The 16,729-nt window shown below is 57.5% G+C and carries 11 protein-coding genes; 5 read left to right on the top strand and 6 right to left on the bottom strand.

What is annotated here, in order from left to right:
• Positions 1 to 82 precede the first annotated feature (82 nt).
• Positions 83 to 1,078 (bottom strand): DUF6261 family protein, encoded by a 996-nt coding sequence (locus C7123_RS12210; RefSeq protein WP_107490672.1) that lies wholly within the window; start codon positions 1,076 to 1,078, stop codon positions 83 to 85.
• A 727-nt stretch (positions 1,079 to 1,805) separates the two neighbouring features.
• Here C7123_RS12210 and C7123_RS12205 point away from each other — a divergent pair.
• Together C7123_RS12205 and C7123_RS12200 are read left to right on the top strand one after the other, a co-directional pair.
• Positions 1,806 to 3,269, top strand: coding sequence for a hypothetical protein (locus C7123_RS12205; protein WP_159049936.1), 1,464 nt, complete (start codon positions 1,806 to 1,808; stop codon positions 3,267 to 3,269).
• A gap of 330 nt (positions 3,270 to 3,599) precedes the next feature.
• Entirely contained in the window at positions 3,600 to 4,799 is a 1,200-nt protein-coding gene (locus C7123_RS12200) for a DUF6383 domain-containing protein (protein WP_069175237.1), read from the top strand.
• A 527-nt stretch (positions 4,800 to 5,326) separates the two neighbouring features.
• On the opposite strand, the gene C7123_RS12195 is transcribed toward C7123_RS12200, so the two are convergent.
• The 3 genes from C7123_RS12195 to C7123_RS12185 form a co-directional block, all read right to left on the bottom strand.
• Complete coding sequence (locus C7123_RS12195; RefSeq protein WP_159049934.1) at positions 5,327 to 5,989, bottom strand: porin family protein; 663 nt, start codon at positions 5,987 to 5,989, stop codon at positions 5,327 to 5,329.
• A 62-nt stretch (positions 5,990 to 6,051) separates the two neighbouring features.
• Entirely contained in the window at positions 6,052 to 6,858 is an 807-nt protein-coding gene (locus C7123_RS12190; RefSeq protein WP_069175235.1) for a 4-(cytidine 5'-diphospho)-2-C-methyl-D-erythritol kinase, read from the bottom strand.
• Between the two features lie 12 nt (positions 6,859 to 6,870).
• Positions 6,871 to 8,181 (bottom strand): DEAD/DEAH box helicase, encoded by a 1,311-nt coding sequence (locus C7123_RS12185; RefSeq protein WP_069175234.1) that lies wholly within the window; start codon positions 8,179 to 8,181, stop codon positions 6,871 to 6,873.
• Positions 8,182 to 8,978: 797 nt separating this feature from the next.
• On the opposite strand from C7123_RS12185, the gene C7123_RS12175 reads away from it, so the two are divergent.
• Genes C7123_RS12175 through C7123_RS12165 form a run of 3 tightly spaced genes read left to right on the top strand, consistent with a single transcriptional unit; the run spans position 8,979 to position 14,683 of the window.
• Positions 8,979 to 10,097, top strand: coding sequence for an efflux RND transporter periplasmic adaptor subunit (locus tag C7123_RS12175; RefSeq protein ID WP_069175232.1), 1,119 nt, complete (start codon positions 8,979 to 8,981; stop codon positions 10,095 to 10,097).
• Positions 10,098 to 10,100: 3 nt separating this feature from the next.
• Positions 10,101 to 13,301 (top strand): efflux RND transporter permease subunit, encoded by a 3,201-nt coding sequence (locus C7123_RS12170; RefSeq protein WP_069175231.1) that lies wholly within the window; start codon positions 10,101 to 10,103, stop codon positions 13,299 to 13,301.
• A 14-nt stretch (positions 13,302 to 13,315) separates the two neighbouring features.
• Positions 13,316 to 14,683, top strand: a complete 1,368-nt coding sequence (locus C7123_RS12165) for an efflux transporter outer membrane subunit (protein ID WP_069176362.1) — start codon at positions 13,316 to 13,318, stop codon at positions 14,681 to 14,683.
• A gap of 188 nt (positions 14,684 to 14,871) precedes the next feature.
• Here the strand turns inward: C7123_RS12165 and holA are convergent, their stop codons facing one another.
• Positions 14,872 to 15,909 (bottom strand): DNA polymerase III subunit delta, encoded by a 1,038-nt coding sequence (gene holA, locus C7123_RS12160; protein ID WP_069175230.1) that lies wholly within the window; start codon positions 15,907 to 15,909, stop codon positions 14,872 to 14,874.
• A 17-nt stretch (positions 15,910 to 15,926) separates the two neighbouring features.
• Complete coding sequence (locus tag C7123_RS12155) at positions 15,927 to 16,703, bottom strand: AMP nucleosidase (RefSeq protein ID WP_037983485.1); 777 nt, start codon at positions 16,701 to 16,703, stop codon at positions 15,927 to 15,929.
• Positions 16,704 to 16,729 lie beyond the last annotated feature (26 nt).

The following is a 16,729-nucleotide window of genomic DNA, read 5'->3' as shown; positions in this document are numbered from 1 at the left end:
AACATTGACAATTTCTATTTCGGGGCTATTTGAGGCCTATTTCGCTCCGAATATCCTCCGAAAATAAAATCCAAACAGCTTCTCAATTCTCCGGCAGATGGATGTCGGGGTCGCCGCTATCGCCGCCACCAGTACCGCCCGTTCCACCGCCTTCGGGTTTCTTGCCGCTCTCCCCTTCGCCACCGCCGGGCTTTTTCGGACCCTCCTCCTCTGGGAGGTGAATGTCCGGACTACCGTCGTCCTTCCCCGGCTTCTTCGGCTTCGGGTCCTTCGGATCCTTCGGCGTCTTGGGGTCCTTGGGATCCTTTGGGTCCTTCGGCGTCTTGGGATCCTTCGGGTTTTTCTTTTTTCTCGTAGCGGCCGTCGTGCGACGATTAGCCAACGTGGCGCGCATTTCATTAATGAGCGCGTTCACCGGCTTCACAAAGGCCAGATAAGGCGCCTCACCGTTGATCACAACGAGCGCATTGGTGACCTCCACCAAGCGCCGATAGGCCTCATCCGTCTCCTTGCGTCTCTTTTGGATAAGGCCCAGATTCAGGCGCTCCCCCTTCTCATCAACACGGACATTGACGGCATCGACAAAAGCCTTGTTCTTCTGCTCCAAATCATTGAAATATGGAGTAAGTCCGGCCTTAGCCAACTTGGCTGTGCCCATGCCGCGCAGGTCTTCGATCAGGTTATGCAGGCGTCCCGATTCCTCCATCTGGGTAGCCCGCATCAAGTCGCCGTACTTGTCGAAATGCCGCAGCGCCTCGACCATGATTTCGTTCACTTCTGCGTCCGGATGTCCGACCGACGCCTTGACGAAGTTGCGCATGAGGTACCATGACTTGTCGCGCGCCGCATCCTTCTTGGCCGCATCGAGCGCCGCGGGGACGGATTTGGAGCTTTCCAGCACCTTGTCCAATTCCTCGACGGCTTTATTGTAGGCATCGGCCGCCGTTTTGAGGCCGACAGAGTAACCGGTGGCCGATTCGGTGAGCGGCAAGTGGGTCACTTTAGCCTGAACTACTTGGTGATAAGCAAAGTCTTCTTCGACTTTCATCGCATTTACGTAGAATGCATCAATCTTCATAGTGTATACTTTTAAAATTGAGTGGATAGATATTCGGTATAAAAATCACTGTCTCTCCAACGATCCGATGTAGGTGTACTTCTTGAAGGGGAAACGCTTTCTGGCACCCAGAAATTGGCATTGTTGCGCCACAAAGCACTTTCCTGCCCCAAAAAACGGCATTGTTCATCAACAAAGCGCTTTCCTGTGCCAGAATTCCGCCTTGTTGGCCAACAAAGCATTTTTCTGACCCAGAAATCTGCATTGTTACGCCACAATGCGCTTTCCTGCCCCAATTTCAGAAGCTGGTTTGAATTTATTTCGGAGGCTATCGGGGGAGCTCCATAAAACAATCATCCGATAAATTCAAAACAGCTTCTCAGTCTTATCCGCTGTCAAAGCACTTTGAATCCCTTCGCCAAGGGGTGCTTTTCTTTTCAAAGAAGTGTGCCATCGGCGCCCCAATGATGGGACTTTTCCCCGAAAAACAAGCGACGACCTCTCATTGCACACAGGCCTTTCCACGAGCCAAAGCTCCCTCTCGCCCCCCTTTATACTGCTTTTCCAACATAAAATTCTGTTTATCCACCAAATGCTTCATCGCAACTTTCGCACGGGGCGAATTTGCAATCTAAGACCAAAACAGCTGATTAATCAGCATTTAGACGCCTCTCAAACGCTTGCATATCTAATCCGGCACGCATACATTCGCACTCACATTTTAAAAACCCATAAACATCATCGAATTATGAAGCAGAAATCGATTACCGTATTATTTGCCGCCACCCTCTTCCTCTTTGGGTTGGCTGGCACAGTGAAGGCTCAAGGACATCGCAGTCCTTGGCGCGCAGAGTGGGACTCGTGTATTTTAGACCGTGGGCATGGGCATTATCGCCCTCATATACCCGCAGGCCCGTATGGCTATGTCAACGAAATGCCTATGCGTATCTATGAGGACTGCCCTGTACACGTAGACTCCACGTTTCGTATCCCCGCGGGAACAAAGCGCACGCTGAAGGTCAAGGGGCACAAGTTCCTCGGTGAGGATCTTCAGCCGGATGGTCCGCTCATCCCTGGCCTGCCCAAAGATCATTTAGGACGCCATTACCTGACCAACACCGAGACGGGCCGTCCCTTCTCGGAGTTCGATGAAATCGAGCTCCCCGCCTCGGATGACGACACCTATTTCCCCATTTCATTCGTGCATCATCCGTTGACGGAAGGCGATCCGGTGTACAAAGACGGATATGGCGTGGCAATCTCCTTTATAGAAAAGATAGACGGTGTTGAACAGTCCTTCAATGGTATACTTAGGTATCAGTACTTCCAAAAGCCGACGGTCACCGGCTTCAGTTACCAACGTCCGGGCCCCGGATTCGCGGGACAGTTCACCATGACGTTTCAAGGCGAACTCGTTCAACCGGAAAACCGCGTAGGGTATGATCCGAAAGTATCTATCGGTTCTACAGCAGAAGCCAGAGACTGGACCAAATTCAAGAAGTACACCGCGGGTGCTTACTACAGCTTGGACGATGGCGCCACATGGTTCGAAGCCACGGATAAGACCGTCAACCTCACCCAGTCGCAGGTGGAAAACCTGCCGGAGGTGGTCAACGTGAAGATGAGACTGCCCGGCGGTTGCGGCTCGTTCTTCCCCGTCGGAGCCGAATATGACCCCAACGACCCGAGCCGTGGCAGACGACCGGACGTGCCCTTCTCTATCACTCGCCAAATCACGCTCAACAACGAGACCGGCGACGCCTCCTCCACACTCCTCGAACCCCTCAAGCAAATCTACGACGTAGCCACAGGCAAGGATTTCACCCTCACGGTTCGCCCCACAGGGAACAACGTGCCGACGCTCACCACGAGCCGCAACAGCCGTCTGTCCGATGAAATCGGCGTCAAGACGGAAGTGTTGCCCGACGGCGCCTATCGCTTCACCATCCGCAAGGTGCAGGAGAACCTCACCGTGACGCTCAAGTACACCGTCAGCAACGCCGAGGTAGACGGCACACGCGTCTGGGGCGAGGACGGCACGCTCTGCATCACGTCAGCCGCCGCCGGCCGCGCTAACATCTACAATGCGCTCGGTCGCTTTGAGAACAGCCTCACGCTGTCAGCCGGTGAAACGCGCCGCCTCACCATGCCCGTCGGCATCTACATCGTCAAGCTCGACAACGGCCGCGCTTACAAGGCCGCCGTCCGCTGACACTGACAGCGAACACGCAAAATCAGCGAACTCATGAAACGAAAACTGCTCAACTCATTATTATTTGCCGCCGCCATCCTCTTGGGGATGGCTGGCACGGCAAATGCACAAGTCAAGGGTACGCCCTGGAATGAAAGATGGGACTCGTGTATGCGAGGTACGCCAGCTATGATTCCTCCTAATGGTCCGCCTGGTTTTACGCCTGTAAACAACTTTTCTCCGGCGCATTATCTCCCGCTTACTCCCGGCGGTCCTTATGCATATCTGCATGTCACTCCCACTGACGATGTCTATGTGGCCACGCCACTACGTATCTATCAGAACTGCCCAGTGCAGATCGATACGGCCTTTAAGGTGCCCGCCGGCATCAAGCGGCAGGTGATCTTCAAAGACATGCCGAAGGATGAACAAGGACAGCATTACATTATGAACAGGCTTACGGGACGCGTCTTTTCGGAGTTTGACCCCGTCGACCTGCCCGACGCCACCGAGCCTACGCCTTTCCCCATGCTCTTTGAGCACTATGCGCTCAGCCCCGGAGATCCGGTCTACGAAGACGGATATCACGGCGCCATCATCGCCGAGATCAAGATCAACGGAACGGTAGTCAGGACGGACACGATCAAGTATCAATACTTCCAACGCCCCACGGCGACGCTCAACTTCGAGGCGCCTGGGCCGATGGTGGCGGGAAAGTTTGAACTCACCTTTCATGGCGAACTGATTCAGCCGGAAAACTACGTAGGCTTCAACCCGAAAGCAGCTGTTTATAATATATACACTGAAGGCAAGGCCAAAAACCTGGACAACTTCAAGGAATACACCGCAGGCGCTTACTACAGCCTCGACGAGGGCGCCACATGGATTCCGGCCCCAACGGAGACGATCAAGCTCACCCAATCGCAGATCGATGAGCTACCCGACGAGATCAACGTATGGGTACGGCTGCCTTACGGCTGCTCAGCCTTCATCCCGCTGAGCCCGAGTGGCGACAGTCTCCGTCGGCCCCGCAAACGCCTCCCGCACGTTATCCCCAACATCACCCGCCAAATCACGCTCAACAACGAGACCGGCGACGCCTCCTCCACACTCCTCGAACCCCTCAAGCAAATCTACGACGTGCCCACGGGCAAAGATTTCACCCTCACGGTTCGCCCCACGGGCAACAACGTGCCGACGCTCACCACGAGCCGCGACGGTCATATTCCGGATGCCACGGGCGTCATCACCGAGGTGTTGCCTGACGGCGCCTATCGCTTCACCGTCCGCAAGGTGCAGGAGAATCTCACCGTGACGCTCAAGTACACCGTCGGCAACGCCGAGGTGGACGGCACACGCGTCTGGGGCGAGGATGGCACGCTCTGCATCACGTCAGCCGCCGCTGGCCGCGCCAACGTCTACAATGCGCTGGGTCACTTGGTGAACAGCCTCACGCTGTCAGCCGGTGAAACGTGCCGCCTGAACGTGCCCGCCGGTGTCTACATCGTCACGTTCGACAACGGCCGCGCCTACAAAGCCGCCGTCCGCTGACGGACTGCTGACAGACTAAGAAGCTGTTTTGAATTTATTGAGTGATTATTTTAAGGAGCCGTTTGGTAGGAGCTTTCCCTCTTCTATTTCGGGGCTATTCAGGTCTATTTCCGCCCTTTTGTCCCATCTTTTTCGTTACATAGCTCGCTATGCTCCTCAAAAGATGAAACAAAATCCCCGGAAATATCCTCAGAATATCCTCCGAAATAAATTCCAAACAGCTTCTAAAGAGATAGTTCCTTCATTCTACATACTTGTTCTACATACTTGTATAATGGTTTTTGAAAGCCCGGGGAGAGCCGTTTCCTCGGGCTTTTTTGGCTTCATAGAGCTGCACATCTGCTGCGTTGCCTTCGACACTCCGGCTCGGATGCCTTGCATCTGCATTACTCTGCAAAAACCTCAAGGGAAGAAGAAAGGCACAACAGATGCCCTACGATCTTGATGAACATCCTTGACTCCACAAAAAAATAGCCCGAAGCAACCATGCTCCGGGCCTTAAAATCATACTATGGGATTGCAGACGTTCAGAACGTCTTGATGTCGTACGCCACAGACAGCTGAACGGCATATTTCCGCGTCATGCGCGGGATAAACTCCTTCTCCGACGTCTTGAATTCATGCACATAGTGCGCCGAGAGGGCCAGCCCGTTCTTCCAGCGATAACCGAGCCCTGCCACACCGGAGAGATCGAAAGTCGTAGCGGGTCCACTCGCACCAGCTACATCTCCTACACGTTCACCAGTTTTTGTGCGTATCGATCCGTGACTGCCCAATAATAATCCCGGTTGCGGACCCACCTCGGCAAAGAGTCCGGAGCCAGGAACCGTAAGCCGAAACAACACCGGCAGGTTGAGGTAATGCATCCGCATACGGCCCGTTACATTATCATAGACGTGTCCGCGGAGATCCACCGTTGGAATGCTAATCTTATACCCCATCTGCGAATAGAGCAGCTCAGTCTGCACGCTGAAAAGCGGCGAAAAGGCGTACCGCGCATAACCGCCGACATGCGCGCCGGGCAGGTAGCCGTACTCCAGCGTCCACGACTCGAGATCGCCGGGCAGGGGATTGCTGGGATAAACCGTCACATTGCCAATACTCGCCACATTCAAGCCGGCCTTTGCACCGACCGTAAACTGTGCATAGGCGTGCGACAAACCAAGGGCCGCACAAATCAAAAGAATCATCACTCGTTTCATTATATTATCCGTTAAAAATTCACGTCTAATGAAACGTATATAAAGGAGGATTATTGCAGCTTTCCCTGCCAGGCGAAGCAGTCTGTGAAGGCGGGCAACGATGGCTCACCATCGAACAGGCCGAAAACGGCCGACCCGGATCCAGACATGGCGGCGTAGACGGCGCCAGCGGCGTAGAGCTGCGCTTTGATGGCGCCGATCGTGGGGTGAAGGGCGAAGACGGGCGCCTCGAAATCGTTCTTGAGCGCGTCGCGCCACTCCGTGACGGGGCGGCAGATGATTTCGTCGAGGGGTACCGCGGGCGCGGCCGGACGGATCGCTGCGTAGGCCTCGCGTGTGGAGACTGAGACGGCCGGCTTAACGATAGCAATATGATAGCCCGCCAGCGAGACATTCACCGGGCTGAACACATCGCCGATGCCCGTGGCCATGACAGGGCGATTGCGGACGAAGAAGGGACAGTCTGCGCCGAGGCGTGCGGCGATACGCTCCAGCGCGCCGTCCGTGAGGGAGAGCGACGCATAGTCGCGCAACAGCTTCAACATAAAAGCGGCGTCGGCCGAGCCACCGCCCAGTCCGGCGCCGAAGGGGATCGTCTTCTTGAGATGGATGGCCACGGGCGGAATGTCCACCTGCTGGCGCATGGCCGCGAGGGCACGCATGACGAGGTTGTCGTCCGCCGGCCCGTCAATCGCAAGGCCGTAGGTGTGAAACGAAAAAGCCTCGGCCGGCACGATCTCTAAGGCATCGCAGAGGGGGACGGGGTAAAAGACCGTCTCGATGCAGTGGTAGCCGTCGGGGCGACGGCTGACGACATGCAGTCCGAGGTTGATTTTGGCGTTCGGGAAACAGATCATAACAGGATGGGGTCAGGAGTGCGCTGGACGGTTTTGAGAGGGCTTGTTACGCCGCCTGTTGCCGCCTCCACGAGGCTTTGAGGAGGTCGATTGTGCCTTGGCACGTCCACCGCCGCCACCACTTTGGCGCCCACGTCCGCCCTTGCCGCGCGTGCGACTGTATTTCTCCGGCTCATAGGTCGGTGACTCGCCGATGGAGGGATCGATGGGGATCTTATAGATATCCTTTTCGATAAACGTCTCGATCTCCTTGAACCGCGCCTGTTCCTGTTGCGAGACGAACGTGATGGCCAGTCCACTGCCCTCCGTGCCGCGCGCCGTACGCCCGATGCGGTGCACATAGTCCTCGGGATCGTTGGGAATGTCATAGTTGATGACGAGCGAAATGTCGTTGATATCAATGCCACGCGCCACAACGTCCGTCGCCACGAGCATGCCAATATGACCGTTTCGGAAGTCCTTCATCACCTGCTCACGCTCGCTCTGCTCCAAGTCGGAGTGCATGGCGGCCACGTTGAAATTCATCCGCTTGAGCGTCGCCGCAAGCTCTTTCACCTTCATCTTGGAGGACGAGAAGATGATGACGCGCTCGGGAGCTTTCTTGGCGAAAAGCTGCTTCAAGAGCGGCATCTTATGGGCCTCATAGCAGATGTAGGCCGTCTGCATAATCGATTCCGGCGGACGCGATACAGCGATTTTAATCTCTTCCGGATCCTTCAGGATGTTGTGCGCCAGCGTCCGGATCTTAGGCGGCATGGTAGCCGAGAACATGACTACTTGACACGTCTCCGGGAGCTGCTTATAGATCTGCATAATGTCGTCATGGAAACCCATATCGAGCATGCGATCGGCCTCGTCAAGGACGAAGAAGGAGGTGCGCGAGAGGTCCACACTGCCCATGTTCAAGTGGCTGATCAGGCGGCCAGGCGTGGCGATAACGATGTCGGCACCCATCTGCAATCCGCGCTCCTGCCGGGCGTAGGCGATGCCGTCGGTACCACCGTAGACAGCCACCGCCGAAACGGAAACGAAGTAGGTAAAGCCGTCGATCTGCTGATCGATCTGCTGCGCCAGTTCGCGCGTCGGTGCCATAATGACCGCATTGATCGCATCCTGTGGATATCCGCCTCGGCTCAGCTGGCTGATGATGGGCAGCACGTAGGCGGCCGTCTTGCCGGTGCCCGTCTGTGCGCACCCGATCAAGTCCTTGCCCGCGAGGATGGGCGGGATGGCCAGTTCTTGGATAGGTGTCGTCTCCACGAAATTCATGGCCTCGAGTCCGTCCAACACGGCGTCGTCGAGGTCTAATTCATCAAATCTCATTGTCTTTCTATCTATAAAATATGGGCAAAAATAGACGGATTTCGTCGACACCCCTGTACCAATGCGCCCTTGGGTCGCCGCTGATCTGCGAAGTATGGAGGGGGAGGGTACGGCAAACGCCAAAATGGGGAAAAGCGTCCTTGCAGAAGTTCTGCAAACACCAAAATGGGGAAAAAGCGCTCTTGCAGAAGTCCTGCAAACGCCAAAATGGGAAAAAGGGCCCTTGCAGAAGTTCTGCAAACGCCAAAATGGGGAAAAGCGCCCTTGCAGAAGTTCTGCAAAGACCAAAATGGGAAAAAGCGCTCTTGCAGAAGTTCTGCAAACACCAAAATGAGGAAAAGCGTTCTTGCAGAAGTTCTGCAAACACCAAAATGAAGAAAAGCGTCCTTGCAGAAGTTCTGCAAAGACCAAAATGGGAAAAAGCGTCCTTGCAGGAGTCCTGCAAACGCCAAAATGGGGAAAAGCACTTTTGCAGAAACGCTGCAAAGCCCAGAAACTTCTTCGAAGTGTTTGCGGGAGTCCCGCAAGTCCCACGGAAAACTTTTTGGCGTTTGCGGGAGTCCCGCAAGTGCCCCGAGAAACTTTTCGGCCTTTGCGGGAGCCCCGCAAGTGCCTCGAAAAACTTTTTGGTGTTTGCGGGAGCCCCGCAAGCACTTACACTTATTCAGTACGAGGAATGGGAATGCTCTCTTAGCACCGTTCATGCAAAAAAGTAGGTATCTTTGCCGGCGCTTTAGAACGGCAAGCAACTCGTGTTGAAATCAGCAATCCATATACATTATATTATTAGCAGAAGAATGAAAGTGAAAAGTTTCATGTGGTTAGTCCTGGCCGTTTGTCTGCCGGGGCTTATTGTCTCATGTGGTAAGAAACAAGCTGGCGATGCGTCGCAGGCTGGTGCGGGAGCCGCCGGAGCGTACAAGACGATGACGGTGGAGCGCTCGGACAAGGAGTTTACCCGCACCTATTCGGCCACGATACGCGGGCGGCAAGATGTGTCGGTCATGCCGCAGGTGTCGGGCACATTGACGCAGGTCAGCGTAACAGAAGGACAGACGGTACGCCGCGGACAGACGCTATTCGTGATCGATCAAGTGCCCTATCAGGCGGCGCTCAATCAGGCCCGGGCGGCCGTGGGCACGGCTGAGGCATCGCTGGCTACAGCGCGGCTGACCTATGAAAGCAAGCAGACGCTGTATGACCAAAAGGTGATCTCGGACTATGAGTTGCAGACGGCCAAGAATGCGCTGAAGACGGCCGAGGCGGCCGTGGCGCAGGCGCGAGCAGCTGAGGTGAATGCACGAAACAACCTTTCATACACCACGGTCAAGAGTCCGGCCGACGGCGTGGTGGGTACGCTGCCTTACCGGCAGGGCTCGCTCGTGGGGCCGTCGATGCAGACGCCGCTGACGACCGTCTCGGACAACTCGCAGATGTATGTCTATTTCTCCATCAACGAGAACGAACTCTTAGCGCTGGGACGCGAATACGGTTCGACGGCTGAGGCGCTGAAGAAGTTCCCGCCCGTGCGCCTGGTCCTGAGCGACGGATCGGAGTATCCTGACTCGGGGCGTGTGGAGAGTGTGAGCGGCGTGATCGATCCCGCGACGGGGACGGTCAGCCTCCGGGCGGAGTTCCCCAATGCCGGGAGGCTGCTGCACAGCGGCGCCACGGGCAACATCGTCATGCCGTCGGTTTATCGCGATTGCATCGTCATCCCGCAGGCAGCTACGGTGCAAATGCAGGACAAGACGCTCGTCTATAAAGTGGTCGACGGCAAGGCGGTCTCCACGCTCATCACCGTCTCGCCGCTCAGCGACGGACAGGAATACGTGGTGCTTAGCGGCCTCGAGGCGGGCGACGTGATCATCGCTGAGGGGGCCGGACTGATTCGGGAAGGAACGCAAGTGCAGTAAACGATGAAGGGAAACGTATTTATCAAGCGGCCGGTGCTGGCCATGTCGATCTCCATTCTGATCGTCATCGTAGGACTTATCTCGCTCTTTACGCTGCCCGTGGAGCAGTATCCGAACATCGCCCCGCCCACCGTGATGGTCTCCACGGCCTACACCGGCGCAGACGCCGAGGCGGTGCAGAAGAGCGTCATCATGCCGCTCGAAGAGAATATCAATGGCGTGGAAAACATGATCTACATGTCGTCCACGGCTACAAACAGCGGATCGGCCTCGATCTCGGTGTATTTCAAGCAGGGGACAGACCCAGACATGGCCGCGGTGAACGTGCAGAACCGTGTGTCGCGTGCCCAAGGGTTGCTCCCGGCCGAGGTGACACGCGTCGGCGTGAGTACGCAGAAACGACAGACGAGCTTCCTACAGATCAACGCCCTGACGTGTACGAACGGGAAGTATGACGAGCATTTCCTCTCGAATTACCTTGACATCAACATCATCCCACAGATCAAGCGTATCGAGGGTGTGGGCGACGTGATGGAGATGGGCGATACGTACAGCATGCGTATCTGGCTCAAGCCGGATGTGATGGCGCAGTACGGGCTCGTGCCGTCGGACATCACGGCCGTGCTCGGCGAGCAAAACATCGAAGCGCCTACGGGCTCGCTCGGTGAAAACTCGGACAACACGTTCCAATACACGATGAAGTATAAGGGTCGCCTTGTCAGCGAAGAGGAGTTTGGCAACATGGTGATCCGTGCCGACGAGAACGGCAATGTGCTCCGCCTGAAAGACGTGGCGCGGGTGGAGCTCGGTTCGCAGTCGTACAGCTTCCACGGCACGATGGACGGCAAGCCGGCCGTTTCGTTCATGGTCTTTCAGGTGTCCGGCGCCAACGCTACGGAGACGAATGCGCGCATCACGGCCCTGCTGCAAAAGCTGAGTAAAGACCTGCCCGACGGCCTCGAGTTCACGAACATGATGAGCTCAAACGACTTCCTCTACGCCTCGATCTATAATGTGGTGGAGACGCTCGTCATCGCCATCCTGCTCGTCATTCTGGTGGTTTACTTCTTCCTGCAAGACTTCAAGAGCACCGTCATCCCCTCGATCTCGATCATGGTGTCGCTGATCGGCACCTTCGCCTGCCTCTCCATGTTCGGCTTCAGTATCAACATCCTGACGCTGTTCGCCCTTGTGCTGGCCATCGGTACGGTGGTGGACGACTCGATCGTCGTCGTCGAGGCCGTGCAGTCGAAGTTCGACATCGGCTACAAGTCGCCTTACCAAGCCACGAAGGATGCAATGGGCGACGTGACGATGGCCGTCATCACGTGTACGATCGTCTTCATGGCCGTGTTCATCCCCGTGACCTTCATGGGCGGTACGTCGGGCATCTTCTACACCCAGTTCGGTATTACGATGGCTACGGCCGTCGGCATCTCGTGCATCAACGCACTCACGCTCTGCCCCGCCCTCTGCGCCATGATCATGCGCCCGGCCGACGGCACGAAGAGCGCCAAGAGTTTCAACGGTCGGGTGAAGGCGGCTTACAACGCGTCGTTCAACGCCGTGATGGGGAAGTATAAGAAGGGCGTGATGTTCTTCATCCATCACCGCTGGATGACGTGGGCCGCACTGGCCTGCGCTGTGGGGTTGCTGGTTTACTTTATGAAGACGACGAAGACCGGCCTCGTGCCGCAAGAAGACCAGGGCGTAGTGATGGTCAACGTCAGCGTATCGCCCGGTAGCTCATTGGCCACCACGATGAAGACGCTCGAAAAGGCTGAAGCCATCGTCAAGACGGCACCCGAGGTAGAGCATTATACGCGTGTGGCGGGCTACGGACTGATGTCTGGGCAAGGCGTATCATACGGCATGTTCATCGTCCGCCTCAAGGACTGGAGCGAACGCAAAGGCCGCGCGCACAGCTCGGACGCCGTGTTGGGCAAGCTGATGGCGCAACTACAAACCATCAAGGAGGCGCAGATCTTCGCCTTTCAACCGGGTATGATCCCCGGTTACGGCGTGGGCAACGCCGTCAGCCTGAACCTCCAGGACAAGACGGGCGGCGACATGACGAAGTTCTACCAGACCACCATGCAATACCTCGGCGCCCTCAACCAACGCCCCGAGATCGCGATGGCTTACACCTCGTACGCCATGAACTTCCCGCAGTACAGCATCGATGTGGACGCCGCCAAATGCAAACGCGCCGGCATCTCGCCCTCCTCCGTGCTCAGCGTCCTTAGCGCCTACTGCGGCGGCGCGTACGTCTCCAACTTCAACCAGTACGGCAAGGTCTACCGCGTCATGATGCAGGCCGACCCCAAGTATCGCCTGAACCAGCAATCGCTCAACGGTCTCTACGTCCGCAACGGCACGGAGATGGCGCCGATTGGCCAATTCGTCACCCTCAAACAGGTGATGGGCCCCGAGGTGGCTACGCGCTTCAATCTCTACTCCGCCATCACGGCCAACGTCAGCGTAGCCGACGGTTACTCTACCGGCGAGGCCATGCGGGCCATCGAAGAGGTGGCCGAGCAGGCCCTGCCGCAGGGTTACGGCTACGAATACAGCGGCATCTCGCGCGAGGAATCGGAGAGCGGCGGCGCTTCCACGCTCCTCATCTACGGCATCTGCGTGGTGCTCATTTATCTCATCCTCTCCTGCCTCTACGAGAGCTTCCTCATCCCCTTTGCCGTCATCCTCTCCGTGCCGTGCGGACTGATGGGCAGCTTCCTCTTTGCGCAGCTCTTCGGGCTGGAGAACAACATCTACCTCCAGACGGGTGTCATCATGCTCATCGGGCTGCTGGCCAAGACGGCCATTCTGATCACCGAGTACGCCATCGAGCGGCGTCGCCAAGGCATGGGTATCATCGAGTCCGCCTATTCGGCCGCGCAGGTGCGCCTCCGCCCGATCTTGATGACGGTACTGACGATGATCTTCGGTATGCTCCCGCTCATGTTCTCGTCTGGCGCTGGCGCCAACGGCAACAGTTCGCTCGGAACGGGCGTGGTGGGCGGTATGATCGTCGGCACATTGGCCTTGCTCTTCCTCGTGCCGGTGCTCTACATCGCTTTCGAGTTTATGCAAGAGAAGGTGCGCCCGGCTATGCACAAAGAGGCGGACGCGCAGGTGCAGTTGGAGCGCGAGCGGAGCCTGAATGAGCGCAACGCATCACACACGGATAACACAGCAGAATGATGAACATGACAGTAATGAAACGGACCTTCCTCACCCTCGTCGCAGCAGCCATGCTGACCAGCTGCGGCATCTATACGAACTATCAACGCCCCGACAGTGTCCGCACGGACGGCCTCTATGGTAGCGCCGAAAAACCTAGTGGCGACACCACGAATCTGGGCAGCCTGCCCTGGCGCGACGTCTTCACCGACGTCCGCCTCCAGGCGCTCATCGAGCGCGGACTGCGTAACAACACGGATCTCGGTCGGGCGCACCTGCAGGTGGAGCAGGCCGAGGCGTCGCTCTCGGCGGCCAACCTGGCCTTCCTGCCCGCCTTTGCGCTGGCGCCTCAGGCCACGCTCAGCGGCATAGATGGCGCCGCACCCTCGCAGACGTATCGCCTGCCGCTGACGGCCTCGTGGCAGCTCGACGTCTTCGGCAGCCTCCGCAACGCCCGCCAGCGCGCCCGGACGCTACTCATGGCCAGTCAGGCCTACCGACAGGCGGTGCAAGCGCAAGTCGTCTCCGGCATCGCTACCTATTATTATACGTTGGCCATGCTCGACGAGCAGCTGAAGATCTCCGAAGAGACGGCCGCCAACTGGCAGAAGAACGTCGAGACCATGCGCGCGCTGATGGCGGCCGGGCGATACAACGACGCCGCCGTGTCGCAATCCGAGGCCAACTGGTACAGCGTCAGCGCCTCCGTGCTCTCCCTCCGCCAGCAAATCCGCGAGACGGAGAATCGGTTGGCCGTCTTGTTGGGCGACAGCATTCACGCCGTGGAGCGTGGCGAGATGGACGCCTGGCAAATGCCGGCTTCGCTCAGCGTAGGGCTGCCGGCCTCGCTCTTAGCGCAGCGCCCGGACGTGATGCGCGCCGAGCAGAGTCTGGCCGCCGCTTTCTATGCGACCAATGCCGCCCGCGCGGCCTTCTATCCCTCCATAACGCTGAGCGGAACTGCCGGCTGGACGAACAGCGCGGGGGCGGCCATCGCTAATCCGAGCAATTTCCTCTGGACGGCCGTCGCGTCGCTCACGCAACCCCTCTTCCAAAACGGTCGCCTGCGCGCACAGCTGCGGATCGCCCGCGCCGAACAGGAGTCGGCCGCGCTCACCTTCCGCCAGACGCTACTCAACGCCGGCATGGAGGTCAATAACGCTTTGACTCAGGTGCAGACCTACGAGGCCAAGGCGGAGTATTACGACAAGCAAGTCGCCTCGCTCGAGCGCGCCGTCAAGGCTACCACGCTGCTCATGGAACACGGATCGGCCACCTATCTCGAGGTGCTCACCGCGCAGCAAAGCCTGCTCGCCGCCCGACTGACCCGACTGACGAACCGCTACAACGAGATCTCATCCGTCATCACGCTTTACCAGGCGCTCGGTGGCGGAGCGCAGTAGCGTTATCGCACTTTTCGCGATTCCTACACACGAAAAAAGAGCCCTCGCACTGGTTGCGGGGGCTCTTCGTATTTCTGATCGACGGGGCGACTGCGGCCGCCAGCGAAGTTTGGCCGGGTACCAGGCAAACTTCCCCGGCCTCGGCAGAGGCCTGCGCGGACGAATTTGGGCCCTCGATTGGCTCCCCGTCAGTGCATGATGCGGTGTAGCAACTCCTTGAGGATCTCGCCATCGGTCATGGACGAAGTCGCGTCCACGCCCTTCGATCGCGCATCGGCCAGACGGATGTCATGAATCACGTGGAAGACCTTCATGGCCTTGTAGTTCTTCATACCCGTCACATAGTCACGCACCTGTACCGGGAAGCGAAGCCCCAAGGTCTGCATCAGTCCCCGCTCCGAACGATCCTTGGCGTAATAGCAGATCAGGAGGTTGGTGAAGTAGTTGAAGAGCACGGGCAGCGTCATCTGTATCGGGTGATTGGTCGGATCGCTGTCGAAGTATTGCGCAATCCGGTGCGCCCGCAGCGTGTCGCGCTCAGCAATGGCGTGCAGCAGTTCGAAGTTGTTGTAATCCTTGCTGATCCCCACGTTTTGCTCGATCAGCTCCGGCGTAAGCGTCTTGTCCTTCTGACTGGCCAGGAGGATCTGCAACTTGTCTAAGATCTGGTTCAGCCGCGCTGGGTCGTTACCGACGAACTCGTTCAGCATGGCCGACACCTTTCGGTCAGCCGTCATCGAACGCCCCTTCAACGCGGCCGTGATGTAGGCCTCCATGCGGTAGTCAGGGATCTTGTCCGACTCGAATACGACGCCCACCTTCTTCACCGCCGTAGATAGAGCGGTAAACCGCCTCCGGCCGTCCAACTTCTTCAGCTTGCAACAGAGCACAAGCACGGTCGACGCCAGTGGCTTGCGCGCATAAGCCGTGATCAGCTCCAGGTCAGTCAGCGCCTGCGCCTCACGCACAAGCACCAACTGCCTGTCGGCCATCATCGGGAAACGTCGTGCTGCATTGATCACATCGGCCGACTTCGCCTCCGAGCCGTAGAGGATCGTCTGGTTGAAATCGCGGTCGGCCTCTTTGACCACGCGCTCCGTAAGCAACTCCGCGATGCAGTCAATGAAATACGGCTCCTCCCCGATCAGCAAATAGATCGGGCTGAACTTCTCCGCTCGAATGTCGCGGCAAAGGCTGTCAAACGTCTGTGCTCCCTCGGCTGCCATGCGTAAGCCTCTACCGGCTACCAGTTAAACTTGATGTGCTGGATCGTCTTCTTCTCGTCGATGATCATCTCCAAGGCGGCAATGCCCAGCTCCACGTGCTCGGGAGCGAACTTTTGCGTCACGCCCTTGTCGCTCTCCTGCGTCTTGACGCCATTCTCCTCCAACGGCTTGTCGGAGACCATCAGCAGCGCCCCGGTCGGGATCTGATTGGCAAAGCCAGCCGTCAGCAGGGTGGCCGTCTCCATGTCGATGCCCGTGGCATGGGTGCGGACAAGATATTCCTTGAACGACGTGTCGTACTCCCACACTCGTCGGTTGGTGGTGTAGATCGTGCCCGTCCAGTAGTCGTGGCCTTTGTCACGTATGGCCGACGAGATGGCGCGCAACATGGAGAATGCAGGTAACGACGGCACCTCGGGCGGCAGATAGTCATTCGATGTGCCTTCCCCACGGATCGCCGCGATCGGCAACACGTAGTCGCCTAAGGAATTGGCCCGCTTCAGTCCGCCACACTTGCCCAAGAAAAGCACCGCCTTGGGCATGACGGCCGAAAGCAGATCCATGATGGTGGCGGCGTTCGAGCTGCCCATCCCAAAGTTGATGATCGTAATGCCACCCCCCGACGCGTTCGGCATCGAGTTGCGCAGCCCCAGAATGGGCGCATCGAAATGTTCCGCGAACAGCTCCACATACTTCGTGAAGTTGGTCAGCAAGATGTGGTCTGAAAAGTCCTCCAGCTTCCTATCCGTGTAGCGAGGAAGCCAGTTCTCTACGATTTCTTGTTTTGTCTTCATCTGTCATGCATTTATGTTTGTCCTAC

Source organism: Tannerella serpentiformis, assembly GCF_003033925.1.
In the GTDB taxonomy this organism is placed as follows: Bacteria; Bacteroidota; Bacteroidia; order Bacteroidales; family Tannerellaceae; genus Tannerella; species Tannerella serpentiformis.
The sequence above is the reverse complement of the archived record's forward strand: the minus strand, read 5'-3'. Positions and strand labels throughout refer to the sequence as shown.

Bases quoted from the DNA above. Each gene is read 5' to 3' on its own strand.
- C7123_RS12210 (WP_107490672.1), bottom strand. From the start codon at position 1,078: ATGAAGATTGATGCATTCTACGTAAATGCGATGAAAGTCGAAGAAGAC.
- C7123_RS12205 (WP_159049936.1), top strand. From the start codon at position 1,806: ATGAAGCAGAAATCGATTACCGTATTATTTGCCGCCACCCTCTTCCTC.
- C7123_RS12195 (WP_159049934.1), bottom strand. From the start codon at position 5,989: ATGATTCTTTTGATTTGTGCGGCCCTTGGTTTGTCGCACGCCTATGCA.
- C7123_RS12190 (WP_069175235.1), bottom strand. From the start codon at position 6,858: ATGATCTGTTTCCCGAACGCCAAAATCAACCTCGGACTGCATGTCGTC.
- C7123_RS12185 (WP_069175234.1), bottom strand. From the start codon at position 8,181: ATGAGATTTGATGAATTAGACCTCGACGACGCCGTGTTGGACGGACTC.
- C7123_RS12175 (WP_069175232.1), top strand. From the start codon at position 8,979: ATGAAAGTGAAAAGTTTCATGTGGTTAGTCCTGGCCGTTTGTCTGCCG.
- C7123_RS12170 (WP_069175231.1), top strand. From the start codon at position 10,101: ATGAAGGGAAACGTATTTATCAAGCGGCCGGTGCTGGCCATGTCGATC.
- C7123_RS12165 (WP_069176362.1), top strand. From the start codon at position 13,316: ATGAAACGGACCTTCCTCACCCTCGTCGCAGCAGCCATGCTGACCAGC.
- holA (WP_069175230.1), bottom strand. From the start codon at position 15,909: ATGGCAGCCGAGGGAGCACAGACGTTTGACAGCCTTTGCCGCGACATT.
- C7123_RS12155 (WP_037983485.1), bottom strand. From the start codon at position 16,703: ATGAAGACAAAACAAGAAATCGTAGAGAACTGGCTTCCTCGCTACACG.